At 74.2% G+C, this 24,613-nt stretch carries 12 protein-coding genes; 6 read left to right on the forward strand and 6 right to left on the reverse strand.

Features of this window, described 5'->3' with window-relative positions; genetic code table 11:
• Window positions 1-67: 67 nt before the first annotated feature.
• A complete protein-coding gene (leuA, locus tag WMF11_RS27685; RefSeq protein WP_437972836.1) occupies window positions 68-1,759 on the forward strand; it encodes a 2-isopropylmalate synthase in 1,692 nt (563 codons plus the stop codon).
• Between the two features lie 386 nt (window positions 1,760-2,145).
• Window positions 2,146-3,717, forward strand: coding sequence for a glycoside hydrolase family 43 protein (locus WMF11_RS27690; RefSeq protein ID WP_437972837.1), 1,572 nt, complete (start codon window positions 2,146-2,148; stop codon window positions 3,715-3,717).
• Between the two features lie 140 nt (window positions 3,718-3,857).
• On the opposite strand, the gene WMF11_RS27695 is transcribed toward WMF11_RS27690, so the two are convergent.
• Window positions 3,858-5,942 (reverse strand): TonB-dependent receptor, encoded by a 2,085-nt coding sequence (locus WMF11_RS27695; protein WP_437972838.1) that lies wholly within the window; start codon window positions 5,940-5,942, stop codon window positions 3,858-3,860.
• A gap of 340 nt (window positions 5,943-6,282) precedes the next feature.
• On the opposite strand from WMF11_RS27695, the gene WMF11_RS27700 reads away from it, so the two are divergent.
• The 4 genes from WMF11_RS27700 (at window position 6,283) to WMF11_RS27715 (ending at window position 11,519) form a co-directional block, all read left to right on the forward strand.
• Window positions 6,283-7,029, forward strand: a complete 747-nt coding sequence (locus tag WMF11_RS27700) for an RNA polymerase sigma factor (protein ID WP_437972839.1) — start codon at window positions 6,283-6,285, stop codon at window positions 7,027-7,029.
• Complete coding sequence (locus tag WMF11_RS27705) at window positions 7,026-8,006, forward strand: hypothetical protein (RefSeq protein WP_437972840.1); 981 nt, start codon at window positions 7,026-7,028, stop codon at window positions 8,004-8,006. Before WMF11_RS27700 ends, WMF11_RS27705 begins: the two co-directional genes overlap by 4 nt.
• The gene (locus WMF11_RS27710) at window positions 8,003-10,879 is read left to right on the forward strand and encodes a CHAT domain-containing protein (protein ID WP_437972841.1); all 2,877 of its coding nucleotides are present in this window, start codon (window positions 8,003-8,005) and stop codon (window positions 10,877-10,879) included. The genes WMF11_RS27705 and WMF11_RS27710 overlap by 4 nt, the downstream gene beginning before the upstream one ends.
• Window positions 10,880-11,252: 373 nt before the next feature.
• A complete protein-coding gene (locus tag WMF11_RS27715) occupies window positions 11,253-11,519 on the forward strand; it encodes a hypothetical protein (RefSeq protein ID WP_437972842.1) in 267 nt (88 codons plus the stop codon).
• Window positions 11,520-11,704: 185 nt separating this feature from the next.
• Here WMF11_RS27715 and WMF11_RS27720 read toward each other — a convergent pair whose 3' ends face one another.
• The 5 genes from WMF11_RS27720 to WMF11_RS27740 all read right to left on the reverse strand — a co-directional run bounded on the left by WMF11_RS27720 (window position 11,705) and on the right by WMF11_RS27740 (window position 24,261).
• Window positions 11,705-13,372, reverse strand: coding sequence for a LamG-like jellyroll fold domain-containing protein (locus tag WMF11_RS27720; protein WP_437972843.1), 1,668 nt, complete (start codon window positions 13,370-13,372; stop codon window positions 11,705-11,707).
• Between the two features lie 257 nt (window positions 13,373-13,629).
• Complete coding sequence (locus WMF11_RS27725; protein ID WP_437972844.1) at window positions 13,630-15,111, reverse strand: cytochrome P450; 1,482 nt, start codon at window positions 15,109-15,111, stop codon at window positions 13,630-13,632.
• A gap of 94 nt (window positions 15,112-15,205) precedes the next feature.
• Window positions 15,206-16,783 (reverse strand): SDR family oxidoreductase, encoded by a 1,578-nt coding sequence (locus WMF11_RS27730; RefSeq protein ID WP_437972845.1) that lies wholly within the window; start codon window positions 16,781-16,783, stop codon window positions 15,206-15,208.
• A gap of 30 nt (window positions 16,784-16,813) precedes the next feature.
• Window positions 16,814-17,548, reverse strand: coding sequence for a 4'-phosphopantetheinyl transferase superfamily protein (locus WMF11_RS27735; RefSeq protein ID WP_437972846.1), 735 nt, complete (start codon window positions 17,546-17,548; stop codon window positions 16,814-16,816).
• Window positions 17,545-24,261 carry an SDR family NAD(P)-dependent oxidoreductase gene (locus WMF11_RS27740; RefSeq protein WP_437972847.1) on the reverse strand — a complete coding sequence of 2,239 codons (6,717 nt, stop codon included), beginning with the start codon at window positions 24,259-24,261 and terminating at the stop codon, window positions 17,545-17,547. Before WMF11_RS27740 ends, WMF11_RS27735 begins: the two co-directional genes overlap by 4 nt.
• Between the last annotated feature and the right edge of the window lie 352 nt (window positions 24,262-24,613).

Here is a 24,613-nt window from a genome sequence, read left to right on the forward strand (position 1 = left end):
GTGGGGGTCCTCCGCCTCGTCGTCGTGTCGTGACGACTCCCATCGCTAGCTTTCAGGGAGTCCTGTCATGTCCACGATGCCTGTCCACAAGTACAAGCCCTTTCAACCCATCCACCTGCCCGATCGCCGCTGGCCCAGCCGCGTGATCGAGAGGGCGCCGCGCTGGTGCAGCGTGGACCTGCGCGACGGCAACCAGGCCCTCGTCGAGCCCATGGGCCTCGAGCGCAAGCTCCGCATGTGGCACGAGCTCCTGCGCATGGGGTTCAAGGAGATCGAGGTGGGCTTCCCCAGCGCGTCGCAGCCCGACTTCGACTTCGTGCGCTGGATCATCGACCAGGGGCTCATCCCGGACGACGTGACGATCCAGGTGCTCACCCAGGCGCGCGCCGAGCTGATCGAGCGCACCTTCGAGGCCATCCGCGGGGCGCGCCGCGCCATCGTCCACCTCTACAACTCCACCTCCACGCTCCAGCGGCGCGTGGTGTTCGGCCTGGATCGCGCGGGCATCACCGAGATCGCCGTGCGGGGGGCGCGGCTGGTGAAGGAGCTCGCGGCGCGGTCGCCCGGGACCGAGGTCGCGCTGGAGTACTCCCCCGAGAGCTTCACGGGCACCGAGCTCGATTTCGCGAAGGAGATCTGCGAGGCCGTGATGGACGTCTGGGAGCCCACGCCCTCACGGAAGATCATCCTGAACCTGCCCGCCACCGTGGAGATGTCGACGCCCAACGTGTACGCGGATCAGATCGAGTGGATGCACAGGAACCTGAAGCAGCGCGACAGCATCGTGCTGAGCGTGCACCCGCACAACGACCGCGGCACCGCCGTGGCCGCGGCGGAGCTGGCCGTGATGGCGGGCGCCGACCGCGTCGAGGGCACGCTGCTCGGGAACGGCGAGCGCACGGGCAACGTCGACGTCGTGACGCTGGCGCTCAACCTGATGTCCCAGGGCGTGGATCCCGAGCTCGAGATCCATGACGTCCAGTCGATCAAGGAGACGGTCGAGCACTGCAACCGCCTGCCGGTCCACCCGCGCCACCCGTACGTCGGCGAGCTCGTGTACACGGCCTTCTCCGGGTCGCACCAGGACGCGATCAAGAAGGGGTTCAAGGCGCTGCGCGAGGGCGGGAGCCCGCGCTGGGAGGTGCCGTACCTGCCCATCGATCCGCAGGACGTCGGGCGCAGCTACGAGGCGGTGATCCGCGTGAACAGCCAGTCGGGCAAGGGCGGCGTGGCCTACGTGCTCGAGCACGACCACGGCTACGCGCTGCCGAGGGGGCTCGCCGTCGAGGTGAGCCAGGCCGTGCAGCGCAGGGCGGAGCGGACCGAGGGCGAGGTGCAGAAGGCCGAGATCCTGGCGATCTTCGAGCGGGAGTACGTGAACCGCGCAGGGACGCTCCGCGTCACCCGGCACAGGCGCGTCGGCCAGGGCGCGGACGAACGACACGAGTTCCACGTGCAGATCCGAGGCGTCGCCCACGTGCTGAGCGCCGCCGGCGGCAGCCCCGTCGAGGCGCTCGCGAGCGCGCTCTCGCGCCACACGGGGATCGCGATCGCGGTGGACGAGCACGCGGCGCACGCGCTCCAGAGGAGCGCCGGCGACGAGACGGCGGCTTACGTGGCCATCTCGGTCGGGCGCAAGCGCAGCTTCGGGGCGGGGACGCACGGGGACGCCGACATGGCGTCGCTCGCCGCCGTGGCGTCCGCGTGGAACCGCGCGCGGCCGGCGGATGCGGCGCAGCTCACGGCGGCGGCGGAGTGAGCGGGCGCGCGGTCGCCAGAGCCCGAAGGAGGCGCCCGCGCAGCGAGACGAAGCGCCTGGACGCGCGCGCGCGCGGTGCTACCCTCGCGCGCCGACGGCGGAGCTCCTCCGGCAGGTCCTGCCGCGCGGCCACAGACGGCAGATGCGGGAACCAGCAGGGGCGACGTTGCAGACGCCACGTTCCCCTATGATGCCTTCTCCCCCACGCCGCATCCCGAGCTCGCGCCGCGTCCCGAGCTGCCGCGGACACGCACCTCCGGTGCCTCGCCCGAGCGCGCGAGCGGTGGGACCTGGGCAGGGTGCGCCTGCGGTGCCGGGCGTATCCGTCGAGCTCTGGAAGCAGGACTGGCTGCCCTGGAACACAACGAGACAATCAAGGTGAGTGAATGAGCAAGGTGGAAAATCCGGCACTGAGAGGGTTCAACCCCGATCCGTCGATCGTTCGCGTGGGGGACGATTACTACATCGCGACCTCGACGTTCGAGTGGTACCCGGGCGTCCAGATCTCCCATTCGAAAGACCTCGTCAACTGGCGGGTGGTCGCGCGGCCGCTGGAGCGGTACTCGCAGCTGGACATGCGCGGCAACCCCAACTCCGGCGGGATCTGGGCGCCGTGCCTGACCTACGCGGACGGCTTGTTTCACCTCATCTACACGAATTCGCGACGCTGGGCGGGGGCGTTCAAGGACGTCCACAACTACCTGGTCACCGCGCCTTCCATCACCGGTCCGTGGTCGGAGCCCATCTACCTGAACAGCTCGGGGTTCGATCCTTCGCTGTTCCACGACGACGACGGCCGCAAGTGGCTCGTGAACATGGTGTGGGATCACCGGCCGGGCAACAACCCCTTCGGCGGGATCTTGCTCCAGGAGTACAGCCCGACGGAGAAGAAGCTCGTCGGTCCGGTGGAGAACATCTTCCGAGGCACCGCGCTCGGGCTCGTGGAGGGGCCGCACCTCTACAAGCGAGATGGCTACTACTACCTGCTCACCGCGGAGGGTGGCACGTTCATCACGCACGCCGCGACGGTGGCCCGCTCTCGCTCGATTCACGGCCCTTACGAGGTCATGCCCAACAATCCGCTCATCTCCAGCGCGTCCCACCCCGAGCTGCTGCTCCAGAGCGCCGGTCACGGTAGCTTCGTGGAGAACAAGGACGGCTCGTGGGCGTTCGCGCACCTGTGCCGTCGCCCGCTGAAGAATGGCCGGTCGACGCTGGGACGCGAGACGGCGCTCCAGGGGATCACCTGGGTCGAGGGGTGGCCGCGGCTGACTTCGGGCGGGCAGGTTCCGCTGGACGTCTACGAGGGGCCCAAGCTGGCTCGCCACGAATGGCCGAAGACACCCGAGCGCGACGACTTCGACACGCCCGCGCTGAGCATCGAGTGGCAGTCGCCGCGCGTGCTGCCGGCAGACGTGAGCAGCCTCGCCGCCCGCCCCGGGTACCTGCGCCTGATCGGGCGCGAGAGCATCACCTCGAACTTCGAGCAGAGCCTCGTCGCGCGGCGCCAGCAGGCCAAACACGTGCAAGCGACGACGTGCATGCAGTTCGCCCCTCAGCACTTCCAGCAAATGGCGGGCCTCGTTGCGTTCTACAGCACGGACTCGTTCTACTATCTCTACGTCTCCCGGGCGGACCACGCCGAGAAGGCCCTTTCGATCATGAAGTGCGAGCGCGGGAACCTGACGTTCCCTGTCGAGAAGGAGTACGTGCTGGACGGGGTGGAGAACATCTTCCTGCGGCTCGAGATCAAGGACGAGCGGATATCGTTCTCCTACTCGCGGGATGGCGTCACCTACCACACGGTGGGGTGGGAGCACGACGCGTCGATCCTGTCGGACGAGCACGCGATCCCCTGCGGGTTCACGGGCAATTTCGTCGGGATGGCGTGCCAGGACCTGGCCGGCACACGCCTGCACGCGGACTTCGACTGGTTCGACTACCGCGAGATCGGGTGACGTCCGGACAGGGAGACAGCCCAAGAGTCCCCTGAAATTCTTCGAGAAATTCACAGGGAGGCGGGGAGACGGGGAGGGAAATCTTCAAATACTCCCTGACTCCCCGCCTCCCTGTTCAATTTCTCCGCTGAAAAGGGCTGCTAATAGGCCTGCTCCGGCGCGCGCTCCTTGCCACGGAGGTGGATCTGGAGCGTCAGCATCCACGCAGTCGGCGCCGCGACGAGCACGTGCGGCGACGGCTGCGGGGGCGCGCTGTCCTTCACGAAGCTCGAGGCGTAGACGTACTGCGCGTCGTAATACTGCAGGCCCAGGAGGTTCGTGCCGTTCAGGGCGAGCTCCATGCCGCGCCAGCCGACCGCCGCGACGGCATCGAGGCTGACAGCGTCCTTGCCGTCCCGCCCGCCCGGGAGGGAGCGACCCGCCATGCCCTCGACGCCGGCGCCCACGCGGACCGTCACCTCCTTGCCGGAGAGCCGGCCGACGACCCCCGAGGCGAACACGTCGTCGCGCAGGACGAACGCCGGCGCATAGGGCACCGGGTCGCCCTCCGCGAAGCGCGCGTCGGAGCCGGTGAAGCGAGCGTGGGTGTACGTCCCGCTCAGGTGCGCGCCGAACGGGCCGGAGCGCGCGCTCATCACGACCTGCGCGCCGGCGCGCACCGACGGCGGGGCCTCGACGTGCTGCCGGGACGCCGCGTCGAACACGCGGTCATTGCCGAGCCACGAGCCGAACCCCACGGCCGAGCCCTGGAAGGTCTTGCCCTCCTTCAGCCGGATGCCCGCCTCGACGCTGCGCACCCTGGTGAACGGCACGCGCTCGCCCTCGTCGAGGTCGCGCGCCTGCGGGGAACGGAACCCCTCGCCGTAGCTCGCCACGAGGTGCACGCCGCCGCTGACCGCGATGTCGGCCATGGCCTTGCTCGACACGACGAAGCCCTGCGCGGTGCGCTCGAGCCCGGCGTTGCTCGTGCGATCCCGCACGCCGTACGAGAGCGAGTCGAGGCGCGCGCCGCCGCGGACGACCACGCGCTTGATCGGGTAGAGCGAGAGATCGGCATACGCGGCCACGTTCGTGGCGTCGATCGTCGCGTCGACGAGCGCGGCGTTCCTCGTGCCGTCCTCGAACAGGCGCGTGTCGGTCTGGTCGACCGTGTCCACGCGCGCGTAGGCGCCCATCTCGATGGAATCGCGCTTCGAGGTGATCTCGACGCCATGGCGGTAAAGCACCGTGAGGCCGAAGGTCGAGGCGTCGTTCACCATCTCGCTGTCGTCGCTCCGGACGATCGGCTCGCCGGCGAGCTGGTCGAGCGCGTACCCGGTGAGGTTCTGGTGAAACGTCGTCTTGGTCTTGCCCGCGAACCCGCCGATGCCCATCGTGCCCTCGCCGAGGCTCCACAGGACATCGGAGCCGACGAGCGCCTGCGATGTCCTGTCGCGGCCGAGCGGCCGCTGCGCCGCGTAGGGGGCGGCGCCCCGCTCCACGGGGCCCTGCGGCAGGTAGCCGGGAAAGTCGAAGCGCGCCGAGCCGATGGCCACCGTCGCGCGGAACTGGACCTGGTTGCTGCCCCCGCCGAGCTGCCCGACGAAGGAGCTGCGCTCGCCGCCGCGCACGCCCCCCGGGCCATCCGTGGCGTCGGTCTCGAAGGCCGCGAACGTGTCCATCATCTCGTCGTGCTCGGGCGCAAACGCGATGAGGACACGCCTCGTCCCGAACGAGCCGACTCCCCCCTTCAACCAGAAGCCCGGCGCCTCCAGGCCGAGATCCATGCGGAGCGAGCCGGCGACGCCGAAATCGCCTTGCCTCGGATCGTGAGGGCCGCTGGCGATCCGGACGGAACGGACCACCTCCGGCATGATGAGGCGCATGTCGGCATATCCAGGAGCACGGATGTGCGAGACCTGGTTCATCGGGATGTTGCCGGCGAAGATCTCGACGTCTTGACCCGAGGTGCCGTCGAAGCCGCGCAGCGACAGGTGCGGCGCGCGACCGGGCAGGCCGCGATCGCTCATGAAGACGCCCGGGAGGACCCGCAGCACGTCGGCGCCCGAGCCGTGCGGCGCCGCGGCGAGGACCTGCGCGTCCGCCTCGACGTCGGAGGCGCTCCGGGCCGGCGGCTTCGCCCGCACCCTCACCTCGATGGGCTCGTCCTTGGGGGCACAGGCGTCGATCTCGGCCTGGGTCGCCGCCTCGCGGACGCACCGCTCGTAGCTGTCGGCGCGGGCCAACGACGGCCACAGCGAGGCACAGAGGAGCGGGACGGCGACGGCCAGCGCTCCTGTCGGCCCGAGCCGCCGTGATGGCCATCCCCTCGAGCCCCGTCCCCCGCGGTGCCTCATGAGGCGATGATACAGACAACGAGGCCGGAGCTTGGGTGGGAAGCGTGGGAAGCGCCCGTCATGACCTTGCGACCTTGTGCCTCGCCCGATGTCGCCCCGGGAGCGTCCCGCGCCGGCGAAGCGTCCGATGCTCCATTGGATTTCGAGCTCGGCGAACGGCCCGCGCGGCCCGCGCGGCGCAGACGTGGCTCGATTGACGGGCGTATCGAGCGCGTCTATCCGTGCGCTGATGGCCCCGAGCTCTCCCTTGCCCGCGCAGCCGCGGACGATCGCCGAGGACGCGCGGCGGGGATCCCCAGGCGCCGCTCCGCCGGGCCCGGAGGCCGCGCTCATCGCGCGGGCGATGGCGGGGGAGCCGGCCGCGGTGAGGGCGCTCGTCGACCTGTTGACACCCACCATCCAGGAGCGGGTGATGCGGCCGCTGCTCCGCCGCCGGCGGGCCGCGGGTCATCGCGACGTCCGGCAGGAGGTCGAGGACCTGACCCAGAGCGTGTTCCTCGCGCTCTTCGCGGACGGCGGGCGCACGCTGCGCCAGTGGGACGCCGGCCGGGGGCTGCCGCTCGCGAGCTTCGTGGGGCTCGTGGCCGAGCGCGAGGCGTGCTCGATCCTGCGCAGCCGCCGCAGGAACCCCTGGACCGAGCAGCCCACCGAGGACGACGCGCTCGAGCGCGTGGACGGCGCCTCCGTGTCGCCGGAGCCTGCGGCGATCTCGCGGGAGCTGCTCGCGGCGATCGCGCGAACGCTCCGCGATCGGCTGAGCGAGCGCGGGATGGACCTCTTCTACCTGCTGCTCGTCGACGAGCGATCCACCGAGGAAGCGTGCGCCATCACCGGCATGACGGCGGACGCCGTGTATGCGTGGCGGAGCCGCATCGCCCGGCTCGTCCGGCAGATCGCCGCGGAGCTCGCGGCCGAGGCAGAGCCAAGAGGGCACGGCGCCTCGCCGAGCGCGGCGAGCCCGGGAGGGGGACGATGAACGACGACGATCTGCTGAAGGCGCTGGCGCGCGCCGCGCGCGAGCAGGACCGGGCGAGCGATCCGCGCTGGTCCGCAAGGGCGCTGGGGACGCTCGAGGCCGGCGAGCGCGATGCGCTGGAGGCCGACGCGCAGCGCTCCCCGGAGGACCGCGAGGCGTGGGAAGCGTCACGCCCGCTGGACGGCGAGGCGCGGGCGAGGATCGCAGACCGGATCCTGGCCGGGCTGCAGGCGAGCGCGGGAGAGCGAGGCGCGGAGACGGGAGGCGCTGCCGCGGAGGCGGCGGAGGCGGCAGGCCCGCCACCTCCGGGGCAGCGCGCGGCGGAAGCGCGCGGCGGCCAGGTGCTCCCGCTCCCGCGAAAGCCGGGCCGAGCGCCCTGGCGGATCGCGGCGACGGCCCTGGCGGCGGCCGCCGCGGCGGTCCTCGTCGTGCGGCTCTCGCTGGAGGGCGACAGGCACCATCCGCGCGGCCTGCTCGACGATCCGGGCGCGGTGGCCATGCTCCCGGTGCCCGCCTACGCCATGACGCTCGCCGGCGGCGAGGTCCGCGAGCGCTCCGCCTCCAGCGGCGCCGGCGCGACCGCGCGGCTCGGGCCCGGATCGAGGCTCGAGATCACCCTGCGGCCCGCAACCCGGGTCGACGGCCCCGTCGCGGTGCGCGCCTTCCTGATCCAGGGCGAAGCGGCGCGCCCCTGGGACGTGCACGCCGACCTCTCGGAGCAGGGCGCTGCGCGCATCGAAGGCGACACCGAGACGCTCTTCCCCGGCGTGCCAGAGGGCGAGTGGGAGATCGCGATCGCGATCGGACGGCCGGCGGCGCTGCCAGACAGCGCGGCCGGACTGGCGGACGCGCGGCCGCCCAAAGAAGAAAAAGATAATAAATTCCGAATCTTACGATTCAACGTGCTCCTCCTGCCGCGCGCAACGCCGCCCCCCCTCCCCACCGCCCGACCCGCCGCGCCCTCCAGGGACCCGTGACGCGCTGGCGAGCGCTCCGGCCCGCGCTGGGCGCAGCGATCCTCGGCGCGGCGGCGCTGGCGCCGGGATGCGACGCGCGCTGCCCGACGGGGACCGCGGCCCCGGCGGTCGCCGGGGCGGAGGTGGCCCCGGCGACCGCCGCGGCGCCCGCGCCGCCCCTCGAGGTGGAGTTCGCCGGCTGCAGCGCCGTGCACGCCGGGCCCGCCTGCGCGCTTCCAGACGACCGGACCCTCCGCATCTGGGTGAAGGCCCCCGCGGACGCCCGCGTCGCGATCGCCGTCGACGCGGCCGTCGCGGCGGACGCCCCGCTCGCCACGCTCGATGGGGCGCGCGTCCAGGGAGGCGTGCTGGCGCGCGTCCCCGTCCCGGAGGGCGCCCGCGCCCTCTCGGTGACCGCCGAGCGGGGCGGCGGGCGCGCGTCGTTCCGCCTGGAGCTCCGCCCGGCCATCGACGCGCCCCGGCTGAAGGAAGCCGAGGCGCTGCGCCGGAGCGGCGACCTCGACGCGGCGTCCTCGGCGCTCGACGCGCTGGCGTCCGGCGCGGACCCCGCCGTCCAGGCCCTGGCGATCGGCAAGCGCGCGCGCGTGGATCTCGCGCGCGGCAGGATCCCGGAGGCGATCGCGGGCTTCGAGGCGTCGATCCGGGCGCACCGGGCGGCGGGGCGGATCTCCGACGAGTTCCTCGACCGCTTCGCGCTCTCGTACACGCTCCTCTACAACGGGCGCAGGTTCGCGGAGGCGCGGGCGGCGCTCGACGCGCTCGGGCCGCTCGAGGCGAGCCACCCCGAGGGGCGCGCGGTGAAGCCGTACTACGCGGCGCTGCTCTCGTCCGAGGCCGGCGACCTGCGCGCGGCGCTCCGGCAGCTGGACGCGTCGGCGGCGGGCGCGGAGCGCCTCGGCCTGAGCGACCACCGGCTGCACGTGCTCCAGGAGCGCGCCGACGTGCTCCAGACCCTGGGCCGACCGCTGGAGGCGCAGGCGCTGCTGCGCGACGTGCAGGCGTCCTCCCCCGCCAAGAGGGCCCCGTGCGAGCGAGCCTCCCTGCTGAACGACCTCGGCTGGAACGCCCTCCAGATCGCGTGGGCGAGCGGCGGGTCCAGCGGGCAGCCCGCGCGCGCCGAGCGGCCTCGATCCCTCGCGGACGCGGAAGCGCCGCTCACGGCTGCGCTCGAGCTGTACGGGGCCGCGTGCCCGAGGCCGGCGCAGCGCGCGAACACGCTGACGAACCTGGCCCTCGCGAAGCTCGAGGCCGGTCAGACGGAGGCCGCGCGCGCCCGCCTCGACGAAGCCCGGCGGACGGACGCGCACCCCGACGCCGGCGTGGCGATGTACTGGCTCGAGATCGAGGGGCGCATCGCGCTGGGCAGCGGCGATCCCGCGAGGGCGCTGCAGGTCTACGGCCGGCTCGCGCGGCTCGCGGAGGCGAGCGACCTGGCGGAGGGCCGCTACCGCGCGGCCCTCGGCCGCGGGCGGGCGCTCGAGGCGATGGGGCGGCTCGACGCGGCCGCCGTGGCCTACGAGCAAGCGGAGGAGGTGCGGGGCGACCTCGGCGCGCTCGTGCCGCTCGGGCAGGGCCGGGGCGGTTACCTCGGCCGCCTCGAGGAGAGCGCGCGGCTGCTCGTCGACCTCCTGCTCCGGCGCGATCGGCGCCGCGCCCTGCGCGCCGCGCGGCGATCACGCGCGCGCGCTCTCGCGACGCTCCGCTGGATCGACCGCATCGAGGCGCTCGGCGGCGAGGAGCGGGCGCGCTGGGAGAGCGCCCTCGCGGCGTACCACGAGGCACGCGCGGCCTTCGACGAGGAGGGGCGCGACGACTGGCGGCTCTCGTCGGACGAGCTCGAGGCGGCCCGGGTCGCCCGTGCGTCGCGCGGGCAGTCGATCCGCGCGCTGGTCGACGAGGCGCTGCTCCTGGTGCGGCACGGGGAGCCGGCGGCGGCGGAGCTCGCGGCGGCGCCGGCGCTGGAAGAGGGCGAGCTGCTGCTCGTGGTCCATCCGATCCGCGAAGGGTGGGCCGGCTTCGCCGTCACCCGCGACGGCGTCGCGGCCAGGCGGCTGCCGGCGCTCGACGTCTCCGCCCCCGGCGCGGCGCTGGCCACGCGGCTGCTCGCGCCGTTCGATGCGCAGCTGCGCGCGGCCACGCGCCTCCGCGTCGCCGCCCATGGCGAGCTCGATCGCGTCGACGTCCACGCCCTGCCCTGGGACGGCGCGCCGCTCGTCGCGCGCATTCCGGTGACCTACGGCCTGGATCTCCCCCAGCGCGGCGCCCAGCCCGCGGAGGGAGCCGGCGCGGGCGAGGCGCTGGAGCGCGCGCTCGTCGTGGCGGATCCGCGGCGCGATCTGCCGGCCGCGCGGCGCGAGGCGGACGCGGTCGCGGCGGCGCTCACCGGGAAGGGGCTGCGCGTCGAGCGGCTGTCGGGGGGGCTCGCCACGCGCCGCGCGGTGGCCGGCGCGCTGGAGGAGCCCGGGCTCGCGCTCTTCCACTACGCGGGCCACGGCTTCTTCGGGGGCCTCGACGGCTGGGACAGCAGCCTCGCGCTCTCCGGCGGGAGCGAGCTCGCCGTGGGCGACATCCTGGCGCTGCGCCGAGCGCCCGCGCGGGCGGTCCTGTCCGGCTGCGACACGGCCCGCACGGAGGCCGCGTCCGGGGCGCGGGGGCTCGGGCTCGGCCTGGCCCAGGCGCTGCTCATCGCCGGCGCGCGCTCGGTGATCGCGGCGACGCGCCCGGTCGACGACGCGCTGGCAGAACGGGTGATGACCGCGCTCTACGCCGGCGAGCGAGGAGAGGCGGGCGCGCAGCTGCGCGAGGCGACCCTCGCGGCGCTGCGGGCGGATCCGTCGAGCGACTGGGCGAGCTTCCGGGTGCTGGTCCCCTGACGACCCCGAAGAACGCTCGAGATCTGTCAGACGCCGGGAGGCGACGGAGAAGAACAGATCGACCCCGGAAACGACACGGAGGATCCGAACCATGCGAAGCTCGATTTTCGGTCTGAGCACCCTTCTCCTCGCCGCGTGCGGTCCGTCGATGCACGCCACGCCCGTCGAGTCGGCCGCGGACACCGGCCAGGCGGCGCAAGCGCTGTCATCCCCTGTGCAGCCGCAGCCGCCACCCCCGGTCTGGGACAGACCTCGACGACCGCCGATCCCTCAGTGCGGTGCATGCGCGGCATACGTCCTGCGCACTCAAAAGCTGTACGTGGTCCTCGCTGACATGGACCCGATGCCCACGGTCTCGGTGAAGTTCCGATCTTTGAGGTCGGAAATTGAGCCGCTCGAGAGGTCCGAGCTCAGTCCGGTCCCCGACGGCACCGGGAGGGCCGTCTACGTCGTGCCCAAGGGGCCGGTGGGCGGTGTGGCAGAGGTCATCGTGCAATGGACAGCCCAGGGCAAGGCGCAGGAGCGCGCGGCGAAGGAACCCACGGCGAAGGAACCCACGGCGAAGGAACCCGCGGCGAAGGAGCTCAGCGCCGACGTGCTGGACTCGTGGGGCGGGTGGGGCTCCCTGGACAAGAAATGACGATCGGAGGCTGAAGAGAGGTCGCGCGCAGGGCCGTCGGAGCGAAGAGCGACGGCCCGCGCCGCAGCGGCGCTCCGCGAGAGACCGCGACGGCGCCTGCCACGGTTGGCGGGCGCCGTCGCTCGAGGTGGCCAGCGATGACGCTGCTTGTCAGCGCGGCGGGGTCACCTCGAGAGCCGCTCCCTTCATGGATGGAAGTTCACCGGCACCTTGTTGCTCGCGCCGCTCCCGTTGCGCACGCGGATGTACCCGGGGCCGACGCCGCTCGGGACCTGCACCGTGAGGCTCGTCGCGCTGATGCTGGTCGGGCTGGCGAGGGCGGTGTGCGTGGCGTCCACGAACTCGACCTGCGCGCCGGGCCCGAAGCCCGAGCCGGTCAGGCTCACCGCCGTGCCCCAGTGCATGACGTCGGCGTTGTTGAAGTCGAGCCAGAGCCCGCCACGCACGAACACGCCGGACGAGAGCATCGGGCTCTCCTGGAGGATCTTCTGCTCGTGATCGAGGAAGTCGGTCGTCGGATAGTCGCCGTGCCACGCCATGATCGTCGTGCCCGTGTAGCCGTCCGGGTGGTGCAGGCCGAACGAGTGCCCGAGCTCGTGGGCGACGGTCCCCTTCGGCACGCCGCCGTTGCACTGCCACGTGGCGTATCCGCAGTGGATCGCGAGCGGCTCCCGCACGCCGGAGAGGGGCTCGAGCACCCAGTCGCCCACGAGGGCGAATCCGGTGTAATCGCCCTGGAGGTTGGCGCCCGCCCAGCCGCCGCCGCCCTGCGCGAAGACCAGCGTGGACTGCCGCGCAGGGAAGCCGCCGACGGCCTGCGACACCGCGTTGAGCCAGTTCGGGAGCTCCTGCGGGTTGTTCCGGCAGGCGCTCGTCGGCGTCGGGCCGCAGCGCATGGTCAGGTAGTTCTGGGACGAGCGCACCGGCTGGACGAAGCCCACCAGGTGGAACGAGCCGCCCGACTCCTCGCGGTACCAGCCGCGCAGCTCGTCGAGGTACGTGTTGATCGCGTCGACGTACTCCTGGTGATACGGCTGGTCGCTCGGATAGACATAATACGCCCTCACCGGGTAGACCTCGCCCCCCGCGAGCTGCGCCACCTGCGCGTCGCTCAGGGCCTGCTGGTAGAGGCGGACCTCGTCGATCAGGCCATTGTAGGCGTTCCAGCTGGGGTGTCCGCCGATGACGATCGGCCGCGTCGATTGCTGAAGCGCGCCCGACGCGGGCGTCGACGCGCGGAGCACGCCGTTGACGTAGAGCTTGAGCGCCGCGCCGTCGTACACGCCGGCGACGTGCGCCCACGCGTTGGCGACGGCCGGGGCCTGGACGCTCGCGTGCCGGCCGAAGCCTCCGCCGGGGAAGGCCACGGAGAAGAAGTACTTGCCGTTGTCGATGCCGAGCAGGAACGAGTCCGCGGCGTACCACTGGTTGACGATGGTGCGGCTGCCCGTCACGCTCCGCGGGTTGACCCAGGCCGCCGCGGTGATCCGGTCCTGGAAGTGGAGGTAGCTCCTCCCCTCGCTGCTGATCTCCACGCGATCCCCTGCCCCGTCGAAATCACCGGCCGACAGGGACCATCCGGGGCTGCAAAGGCGGCGGCCGGACATCACGCCGAACGCCCCCCGGCCCGAGTCCTCGCGAACGCGCGTGATGGCGCCGGCCGCGCAGGTGTCGAAGCTCCAGTAGGCCGCCGGCGTCGGCAGACTGGCCCTGTCCGCGACGAGCGGGCCAGAGGCCGCAGCGATCGCCTCGTCTTCGGGCTCGTCGGCAGGGCCGGCCGCGACGCAGCCCGAGAGGCTCGCCGCCAGGGTGAGGACGATCGATCGAGATACCGTGAGCATGGGGGTCCGCATGGGAAGGGATGCCTTTCTCGCCTGGCGCGCGCGCGCTCCCCGTCGGAGCGCGCGGCGCGCCGGCGGCGCCAGTGCCGTGAAAGAAGGCAGCGCTCAGGGGTTCATCCCGAGCCGTCCGCCTGCCTGTTACTTCGCCGCGGCTCCCCGGGGCCTGACATGGACCGAGAAAAAAATGATGGCGGGGGCTCCGCCCGGGAGGAGACGGGAGGAGAGGCCGGGCGGTCGCGCCGCCGGCCAGGTGCACCGAGCCCAGGCCCTCAGGCCCGGGCGCTGAACGGGCAGCCGTGAGACCTCATGGCGGCCGCCACGGGCTCCGTCACCTCAGGCTCCGCCGCCGCGGGCTCCTCCCGCCCCGCCGGCGCCGCGCGTACGGCGCTCGACGGCTCCCGCCGCTTCAGGATCATGCGCATCCCGTTCACCGGCTGCAGCGAGATGAACCCGCGGCAGCGCGGGTCGAAGCCGGGGACCAGCCGGAGCCGATAACGCTGCAGCGCCATCGCGACCATGATCTTGCCCTCGAGCTGCCCCATGAACTCGCCCAGGCAGATCCGCTGGCCGGCGCCGAAGGGGATGAAGGCGAGCTTGTCGTCCGCGCTCCGGCGGTGGCTCGCGAAGCGCTCGGGCTTGAACTCCAGCGGATCGCTCCAGAACTCCGGGTGCCGGTGCGTGACCCACGGGACGATGGCCACCGTCGACCCCGCGGCGACCTGGTAGCCGCCGAGGACGTCGTCCTCCAGCGGGCTGCGGAGGATGAACGGCACGGAGGGCAGGAGCCGGAGGCACTCGTTGAAGACCATGGTGAGGTAAGGCATCGACTCGATGTCCCTGGCCGTCGGAGACCGGCCGCCGAGGACGCGATCGATCTCGTCGGTGAGGCGGGCGCACACCTCGGGGTGCTGCGCGATCTGGTACAGCGCCCACGAGGCGGTGACGCTCGAGGTCTCGTGCCCGACCATCAGGATGGTCTTGATCTCGTCCCGCAGCTGCGCGCGGTCCATCTTGGCGCCGGTCTCGGGGTCGACGGAGTTCATGAGGCGGACGAGCACGTTGTCCTCGCCGCCCGCGCCGCGCTGGTAGCCGTCGATGATGCCGTCGATCACGGTGTGCACGCGGTCCATGGCCCGGCGGAAGCGCAGGTGGCTGGGCAGCGGCCAGGACAGGGGCGGGTTGACCAGCGAGTACATCCGCTTGAGCGCGATCGAGAGCGCATATTTGAACGCCTCGCGGACGGTGTCCGTGTGGGCCTCCAGCGCGGCGCCGAAGAACGCCTCGCCCGCGATACCGAACGTCACGTCCATCATGTCGTCGTTGATGTCCCGCTCGAACTCGCCCGGCTGGGCGTCCCAGCGCCGCAGCACCGCCTCCATGTGGTCGACGATGATGGGGACGAACTTGAGCGTGTTGGCATGGTTGAACTGGGGCTGCACGTGCCTGCGCTGGCGCCGCCAGAGCTCGCCCTCGCTGTTCACGAGGCCCCAGCCCAGAACGGGCGCGAGCTCGTGGTAGCGCTTGCCCTTGGGGTAGTTCCGGGCGTTCGTGCGAAGGACGTGCGCGATGTCGTTCGGGTGAAACGCCATGACGAAGTCCTCGGCCCCGGGCGCCCGCAGGCGCACGACGTCGCCATGACGCGCGAAGAGGTCCTCGTAATGACGCATGTCACCGGTCCTGAAATTCGCCAGGTACCGCAGGCTGGCGAGCGGGCCAGGGCCCGGGGGCTGCCGATCGAGCGTGGCACTCATGATTCCTCCTTCTTCGCGAGCTCCAAGGAAGCTGACGTGCGCTGTTCCGCGCGGACCTGCGCCGAGCGCACCCCGGCGCCGCCCATCGCCGCGGTCAGATGCACAGCGAGCCTCCGCCGTCGACGGTGAGCGTCGCGCCGTTGATCCTCCGCGCCCCGTCGGAGAGCAGCAGCAGGACGGCCTCGGCGACGTCGTCCTCGGTGCAGAGCCGGCCGCCCGGCGTGCGCGACTCCCAGTACGGGAGGATCCGCTCGTGATCCGGGTAGTTGCTCGTCACGTGGCCGTAGATCGGCCCGGCGGAGACGCAGTTGACCTGCACGTTGCGCGGGGCGAGCTCGACGGCGAGCGCGCGCGTGAGCGACTCCACCGCGGCCTTCACGGCGCCCATGGCGCCGAAGTGCTCGAGGTACCTCGACGAGCCGTTCGACGAGAGCGCGACGATCCGCCCGCCGCCGTGGCGCTCCATCAGGCGCGCCGCGCGCAGGGCGCACAGGTGGTAGCCGATGACGTTCGTGCGGAAGGCCAGCTCCCAGTGCTCCGGGGTCGTCTGCTCGAGGGGGCCGAAGCGGCCGTTCGACGCGTTGCTGACGAAGTGGTGCAGCTCGCCGACGTCGCGCGCGATCGCGTCGAAGAGCCTGTCGATGTGCGCGGGGTTGGCGACCGAGCCCCAGACGTGCACCGCGTCGCCGCCGGCCCCGCGGATCTCGTCGGCGACCGCCTCGCCGTCGTCCCGCGAGTGGAAGCTGTTGACGACGACCCGCGCGCCGGCGCGCCCGAGCTTCTCGGCGATGGCGCGGCCCAGCCCGCGGCTCGATCCGGTCACGAGGACCGTCTTGCCCGCGAGCGCCACCCCGGGGGCAGGGAGCGCCCGCTGCGCCGCGGGGGCCGCGGGGGCGCGCGCCGCGGTGACCTGCGCGGGCGGCGCGGACTCGACGAGGCGCGCGAGATCGCCGACCGTGCGGGCCTCGTCGAGCGCCACCTCGAGCACGCCCGGCTGGGCGCCGCGCTGCCAGAGGAGCGCGCGGAGCTCGTCGCGGCGGCGGAGGTCGACCCCGAGGTCCTCCTCGAGGCGCGCGTCGGGGACGAGCAGATCGACCGGGTGGCGGGTCGCGTCCGCGAGCGCCTGGACCACGACATGGAGCGCCTCGCCCGCGTGGCCATTGGCGTGCCTTCCGGCCTCAATATGGCCATTGGCGTACCTTCCGACCTCCATGGGGCCATTGGCGCGCCCTTCAGCTTCCATAGGACCATTGGCGTGCTTCGCCGCCTCCACGTGGCCATTGGCGCGCCCTCCAGCCTCCACGTGGCCATTGGCGTGCGCTCTGGCCTCGACATGGCCATTGGCGCGCCCTCCAGCCTCGACATGGCCATTGGCGTGGTTTCCGGTCTCCACGTGGCCATCGGCGTGCTCTCCGGCCTCCGCGCTGGCCGCGATCGTTCGCGACAGGAACTCGCTGACGCGGGCCACCGTGCGCAGCTCGTCGGGCGCCGCCTTGAGGGCGTTCGCGAGACCGAAATCGGCGCGCAGCGTCGCGAGGATCTCGCCGCGCTTCACGGAGTCGATGCCGAGGTCCTGCTCCAGATCGGCGTCGGCGACGACGACCTCGTCGGGGTAACGCGTCATGCGCACGAAGACGGAGCGAACGTGGTCGAGGAGATCATGAGATTGCATCGTCGAAACCTCGTATTTGGTAAGTGCCATTCATCCGAGAGCGGCGACCGGCGGGACCGGGACGGCCGCGACGAGCGCGAACGCACCGGTCAGTACGGCCCGGCCGAAGAACTGCCCGCCCCGCGCGCCCAGCGCGAAGGAGCGGACCGAGGGCTGCGCGAGGCGCGCGCCCCCCGGCGGGAACGCGACGTCGATGTCCTGGAACGAGAACCGCGCCGGCAGCGCGAGCGCCCCCGTCTTGTAGAGCGCCTCCTTGGCGCTCCAGAGCAACGTCTCGAGGGCGGCGCGCGGGGCGCCCGCCGCGGCGCCCCGCGCGAGGCCCTCGCGCTCGCGCGGGGTGAAGTGCTCGTCGGCAAAGCTCGCCGCGCGATCCTCGACCCGCTCGACATCGACGCCGACCGCGCGCGCCGTGGTGACCGCGGCCGCGGCGAGCTCGCCCGCGTGCGAGAGCGACAGCGCGAACGCGCCGTCCTCGAAGCGCGGGCGACGGCCGGACGGCCCCGTCACCGCGCAGGCGAGGTAGTCCGCGCGCGGGTGCGCCTCGAGCGAGGCCGCGTCCAGCGCGACCAGCGGCGCGCCGCGGCCGGCGGCGAGCTCGAGGCGCAGCCACTTCGCCGCGACGCGCGCGCACGCGGACTGCGCCCGCCGGGCCGCGACGCGCTGCGCGGCGCACGCGCGGCGCTCGCCGGCCGTCAGGTAGGGCTCGAGGCGCGCCGCGGCCTCGGCGTCCGCCCGCGCGACCGCGATGGCGAGCGGCGGCGTCACGGCGCCCCCAGCGTCAGCGTCGCCTGCGCCGCCGGGCGGGCGTCCGCGGCCACGTGCCCCACGACCCGCCCCTCGAGCCCCTCGACCTCCAGAAGCACGCCGCCCGAAGGGTCGAGCGCCTGCGCCCACGCGCCGAGGACGCGCTCGCCCGCCGCGGTCGGGACCGTGGCGACGAGCCGGACGGGGACGCCTGCGTCGCGGAGCACGAGGTCGTTGGCCGCCGTCCCGAACCGGATCCGGTCGACGCCGCCCGCGGCGCACACCGGGAACGCGCCCGCCTCGTCGCGGCGCAGGGTGCCCAGCGACAGGAGCGCGTCGAGCAGGAGGAACGGCGTGGCGGCCCCGCGCTGCCCTGCGAGGGCGCCGTCGGTCGTGAGGCGGAACCGGGCCTCCTTGAGCGCGGGCCCGAGCACGAAGGTGCCGAGGTGATCGAACCAGCCCGCGTGCCGGACCGGCGAGCCAGGGCTCGCGTACGGGTCGCGGACCAGGGGCCCGTCGACCCGCCCGGCGTGCCGCGGAGCGAGGCCGTCGCGGTCGACGTGGATCGGGCCGAGCTCGACCACGCAGGTCGCGAAGACCACGCCAGCGCGGAGGATCACGCCCGACCGGTGGACGAAATCGCCGCGCACCTCGACGGCGCACGCGACGCTGCCGCCTGGGAGCCGCTGGCGGCGGGTCGTCACCGCGCGCACGTCGCGCGGCGCGTCGTCGGCGAGGCGCAGGAACTCCAGGAAGCGCACGTCGCGCACCTCGCGGACGAGCGCCCCGCCGCCCGACGTCGCGAGCGCGTGCCGGACGGCCAGGTCGACGAGGAACGCCCCGGCCGCGACGGCGCTCGAGCGCGCCCGGTGGTCGGAGAGCCACGGATCGACGCGTGGATCGAGCGTCCACGCGCTCGCGGGCGGGCTCCCGGACGCACCGTCCGCAGCGGCGGCCGCGTCCTCCGCGACGATGCGCGGAGCGAAGCGCTCGATCTCGCCGTCGCTGAGCAGGACCTGGGCCGCGCCGGCGGGCGGCTCGGCGACGAGGTCGAGGAAGATCTGCCTCCCCTCCTCCGGCTCGACGCCCCGGAGCCCGCGCGCCGCGCCGAGCGCGCTGTACTCGGACCCGGCGGTCATGCCGACGCCGTTCCAGCCGAGCCACGCGATGCTCGACCACGGGCCCGCGCCGGCCTCGGCGGCGAAGTACGCCGCCGCGCGGTTCATCGCCTCGTTCGCCGCCCCGTAGTCCGGCTGACCGTCGTTGCCGAGCACGCTGAACGCCGAGGTGACGAGGTGGACGTGCGGGCGCGCGTCGGGCAGGTGGCGCGCGAGGGCGCGGCGGAGGTGGGAGAGGCCTGCGAGCTTCGTGTCGACGATCCGCTCGAACAGATCGAGCGGCTTCGACGTGAGCCGGCTCGACACCTGGATGCCGGCGCCGTGCACGACCAGATCGACCCGGCCGTACGCCGCCGCGACCGCCGCGACGGCGCGGTCGACGTCCTCGCCGCGCGTCACGTCGACGGCGTGGTAGTCGACGACGCGGCGACCGGCGCCCCCGGCGCGCAGCTGGGCGAGGACCCGGTGCACCTCGCGCGCCGCGCGGAGGCGCGCGTAGCGGTCGCGCAGGACGCCCATCCGCAGGCCCGGGCTCTCGCGCAGGGCCTCGGCGTAGAAGTCCCGCTCGTACGCGTCGAACGCCGCGTCGGTCATCGCGAGCGCGCGGGCCGGAGCGTCCTCCAGCCGCGAGCGGCCGAGGAGCACGGCGCGGCAGCCGAAGCGGTCGAGCAGGCCCTCGACGAGCTCCGCCGTGATGCCGCGCGCGCCGCCCGTCACGAGCACGACCGAATCGGCGCCGAGCTGCGGCACGGCGCGCGCGCGCGGCCTCGCGGATGCGCGGGCGAGCTGCACGGTGTGCCGCGCGCCGCCGAGATCGACCACCTCCTCGGGCACGGCGGGCCGGGCGTGGCGCCACTCCTCGGAGAGCGCGCCCAGCGCGGCCGCGACGTCGCGCGCGTCGGTGTGGACGACGCGCACGTCGCCGCCCGGGAGCTCGCGCGCCAGGGATTTCACGAAGCCGCCGACCGCGCCGCTCACCGGCGCGAGCCGCCCGTGGAGGTCCACGGCGGAGGCGACGACGGCGGCGAAGGCCACCTCGCCGCGCGCGATGGCGCCGTAATAGCGGCGCGCAGCGCCGAACAGCGCGCGCAGCGCCGGCCTGTACGAACCCGGCGCGCCGTCGACGAACGCGAGCGCGTCCGTGGCGCGGGTGAGCACGACGACCGCATCGACATCATCGGGGGCCAGGGCCGCGAACGACGCGCCGAGCCGCGCCTCGTCGCGGGCGTCGAGCGAGGGCGCACCGCCGGACGCCTCGGCCCCAGGCGCCGCGAGGTCGCGCGGGGTCCCGGCCTCCGCCGTGCCGGACGCCTCCTCGATGGCGAGCGCGAGCACGCGCGCGCGCTCCTCGTCGGAGCGGGCGGCGCGCCGCATCTCCGTGGCGAGCGCCGCGTCGGTGCAGACGTAGAGGACGCGGGACGGGACGCGCGCCGATGGCCCCGTCGCCGGCGCGGGGGCGATCTCGGGGACGAAGCCGTGGATCGGCGTGCCCGTCGCGAAGCCCGAGGCCGCTCGCGCCGGCGCGACCGACGCGGCCTCGGGGGGCGTGACCTGGACGGCGCGGGGATCGGACGGCCAGCGCACCAGCGCGGCGCCGTGCGCGCCCGCGCCGCGGATCGCCGCGTGGAGCTCGACGGCGCCCTCGGCCCCGCGCAGCCGCGCGCTCGATCCGCCGACCGCGAGCTCGCGGGCCGAGGGGCCGCGCCCCGCCGCGCCGGCGGCGCCCTCCGCCGCGCCGGCGACGAGGTGCAGGCGAGCGAGCACCGGCCAGGCGTGGCGCGCGGCGGTGTCCTCGGTGCACAGCGCGACGAGCAGCGCCGCCTCGCCGACCGGCCGCGGATCACAGGTAGCGGACGTGCCCCGCGCGACGTCGTCGCTGAAGGCGTTGACGGCCCCCGCGAGCACGACGTCGCAGTCCTCGTCGAGCACGAGATCGGCGGCCGCGAGCGCGTCGAGCAGCGATGTCGCCGAGGTGTCGACGACGAAGTTCGGCCCGCGCAGGCCGAAGACGTTGGCGACGCGCCCGGAGATGACGTTGGGCATGTTGCCCGGCTGCGTGTACGGCCCCGTCGCGGGCGATCCCGCGCGGAGGGCGTCGGCCGTCGCGGAGGCCAGCGCGGGGCTGACGCCGCGCGCCCGGAGCGCCCGCGCCACGCGGTCGGCGAAGATGCGCTCGTTGGCGCGCGCGCCGCGGCGCGTCTTGCCCTCGTGGCCGACGACGACGCCGATGCGCTCGCAGAGCTCGCGCGCGGGCAGCGCCGCGAGCGCCTCCTCCGCGGCCATCGCCGCGAGCAGCTGCGTCGGGTCCATCGCCTCGAGGGCGTCCGGGAGCACCGGCGCGCGGGCCGGCAGCCGTAGCGCGCCCTCGTCGAACGCGAGGACGTCCGACGGGGCGCCCGCGGTCGCGCCTCCTGTGGCAGGGAACACGGACCCGAGCCCGACGACGCACAGGGCGCGGGCGCCGTCGCGCGGGCGCGGACGCGCGGGGTGGCGATCGGGGCGGTGCTCCTCGACGACGAGGTGGGCGTTGGTGCCGCCGAAGCCGAAGCTGTCGAGCGCGGCGCGCAGGGGGGCTCCGCCCTCGGCGATCCAGGGGGTGGCCACCGTCGGGATGGCGAACGGCGAGCGCGCCAGATCGATGCGCGCGCTCGGCGCCTGGAACCCGTGCTGCGGGAAGAGCGTGCGCTCGCGGATCGCGAGCACGACCTTGATGAGCGACGCGACGCCCGCGGTCCAGCCCGTGTGGCCGAGCAGCGACTTGACGCTGCCCAGGGCGATGCGCGGGGCGCCCGCGTCGCCGGCGTCGCTCGCGAACACCTCGGCGAGCGCCTGGAACTCGGTGGCGTCGCCGACCGGCGTCGCCGTGGCGTGCGCCTCGACGTACTGGACGCTCCGCGCCTCGACGCCGGCCCGCGCGTGGGCGCGCCGCATCGCCAGGGCCTGCCCGCGGCGCTGCGGCACCGTGACGGACGGGCTCGGGCCGTCGCTCGACAGGCCGCTGCCCAGGAGCACGGCGTCGACGCGATCGCCCCATGATCGGGCGTCGTCGAGCCGCTCGAGCACGACGACCGCGGCGCCCTCGCCGAACACGACGCCGTCGGCGGACGCGTCGAAGGGGCGGCTGCCGGTCGCGGAGAGCCCGCCGAACTGCGAGAACTGGCACGCGTTCGTCGGGCCGGGCTGGTAGGCGCCGCCGGCGATCACGACGTCGGCGAGGCCGCGGCGAAGCATCGCGGCGCCCAGGTGCACCGCGTGCATCGACGACGCGCAGGCCGCGTCGACGAGGACGGTGCGCGCGCCCTCCCCCACCACGTCGCGCACGACGCGCGCGAGCGGCTCGAGGTGGCCGCGGCACGCCGCGCGCCGCCCGGCGTCGAGCCCGAGCTCGGCCGCCAGCGCGTCCACCACGGCGGCCCGGGCCGCCTCGCCCGCGGCGGCGCCGTCGAGCGCGCGCTCGACGCCGAGCAGCAGCGTGGCCTCGTCGTGCTCGATCGAGCCGTCGGCCGTGGACCCGAGGAGGCACACGATCCGCAGGGGCGCGCCGCCGCGGAGCGCGGCCGCGTGCGATCGGGCCTCGGCGAGCGCGCACGCCAGCATGCGGGCCGTCTTGGGCAGCCGATCGAGCGCGCGCGTGTCGTAACCGGTCTGCTCGGCGTACGGGCCGAGGGCGTCGACCGTGCCGACCAGCAGGCTGTAGGTCTTGTCGGCGGCGCGGCCGCGGTTCAGGAAGTCGGTCGCGAGCTCCGGGTGTCGCTCGCCGGTGTCGGCGATCCCGCACGTGCCCGCGAGCAGCTGCGCGAGGTAGGCGTCGACGCCGCCGGCCCCCGGCAGCACCGCGCCCATGCCCACGATCGCGATCGGCGTCGCACCCGCAGCGGAGGCGGCGGCGGGGCTCGCGGAGCTCGCGGCTGCGGCGGGGCTCGCGGCGGCTGCAGGGCTCGCGGCCTCGCGCGGGCGCCGGCCGTCCGGCTCCTCCTCCGGGAGCGCCGCGACCGCCGTGAGCGCGCGCCCCGCTGCGCGCAGCGCGTCGATCACGCGCCGGTGCTCGGCCACGACGTCCTCCCCGGCGCGGAACGCCGAGATCACGCGCAGATCGGGCCCGGGCGGCGCGCTCCGCCGCGTGAGCGCTGTCAGGGCGCCGCCGCCGCCGCACTCGACGAAGGTGCGGACCCCCGCCGCGTGGAGGTCGCGCACGGCCGCCTCGAAGTCGAGCGGCGTCACGAGGTGCATCGGGAGCAGGCGCGCGGGCGCGAGCGGGCCGTCGCCGTAGTGGACGCGATCGATCGGCGAGTACGTGGCCAGCGCGGGCCGCGCCGCGCCGGCGCGCGCGAGGGCGCTCGCGAACGGACCGACCGCCGGCGCGAGCAGCGGCGAGTGGAAGGCGTAGCGGCTCGCGAGCACCGTCGCGCGAACGCCGGCGCCGGTGAGCCGCCGCTCGAGCGCCGCGATGCCGTCCGCCGTGCCCGACGCGACCGCCTGATCGGCCGCGTTCACCACCGCGACGAACACGTCGTCCCGGCCGAGCGCATGCACCTCGTCGCGCAGGCGCTCCGCGCCGGTGTGGGCGGCGAGCATGCGGCCGGGCGGCGCGCCGCGGAGGGCGAGCACCCGGCGGCACACGACCTCGGCGGCCGTCGCGAGGGGAAACGCGCCGCCCGCGGCCAGCGCGGCGATCTCCCCGAGGCTGTGCCCCGCCACGACGTCCGGCTCGAGCCCTGCGGACCGGAGCAGCGCGACGGCGACGTGGCCCTGGACGAGGATCCCGAGCTGATCGAGATCGACGCACGCCTCCAGGGCGGCCCGCGCCTCCGCCTCGCCCGCGGTCACGAGCGCCGCGAGCGAGGCGCCGAGCAGCTCGCGCGCCGCGGGCTCGGCCGCGGCCACGGCCTCGCGCGCGGCGTCAAAGCGCGCGTGGAGCGCTCGCAGGAGCCGGAGGTCGAACGAGCCCTGGCCCGGCAGGAGCAGCGCGATCTTGCCGGCGACGCCGCCGCCCTCCCGCGCGGCCTCCCCGGAGCGCCCCTGCGCGGCCTCCCCGCCCGCCGCGGCGTCCGCGCCCCACCGCGCCCTGTGCGGGCGCGCCTCGTGGAGCGGCCCCCGCGCGACCTCGGCGGCGTGCCGGAGCAGGCGCTCGGGGAAGAGCTCGCGCAGCGCGGAGCCGCCGCGCAGGCAGAGCTCGACGAAGCGCTGGTGCGAAACGGGCTCATCGAGGGCCCCGACGTGCGCCGTCACCGACCTGGGCAGCGGCGCGAGCTCGTCGCTCGCCGAGGCGACGGCGACGATGCGCTGGTAGCCGCACGCCACGGGCTCGCCGTCGAAGCGGACCGTGCGGAAGTAGCCGTACGCGCTCGAGCGCGTCACGCCGCCGAGGCTCATGAAGATCGCGACGCGCTCGCCCACGCGCACCGGCGCGAGGTTCCGGCTGTACCCCTCGGTGGTGAGCAGCCGGATCGCGGCGCGATCCTCCTCGTGCGGGAGCGTGCCGTCCGCGGCCTCGGCGAAGTAGAGCGTCTCGCGCGCGATGCACTGGAAGCGGAAGTTCGTGAGGTAGTGATGGCTGCCATAGGCCATGCTGTCCTCGAACTTCACGCAGTACGGAACGACGAAGAACTCGCCCATAGATCCTCTCCACGCAGCCCGACCGCACGCGGCGCCGACGCACGCCTGGCACCGCGTGCCAGCCGCTGTTCGTGCGCTCCTCACCGTTGCGCCGCTCGGGCTGTTCGAATAAGTGTACCTACACGTAAATGCTCGGAGCGCGCCGCGGGCCCATGGCCCCCGGCCGCGCGCGTGATGCCGCGATGCTCGCCTCAGCGCCGCCGCGCCCCTTGGCGACGGATGACCGATCGATTCGAGGGATCGGCCAGCGCGCGCCGGGGCCGCCAGGACCGCCGAAGCCGAGCAGGCGTCGTGCGGACGAGGCGGATCCACGTCGTCGAGGACGAGATAGGTGTAGCTACACCTGAACGGA

Source organism: Sorangium sp. So ce295, from assembly GCF_051527405.1.
GTDB classification, from domain to species: domain Bacteria; phylum Myxococcota_A; class Polyangia; order Polyangiales; family Polyangiaceae; genus Sorangium; species Sorangium cellulosum_B.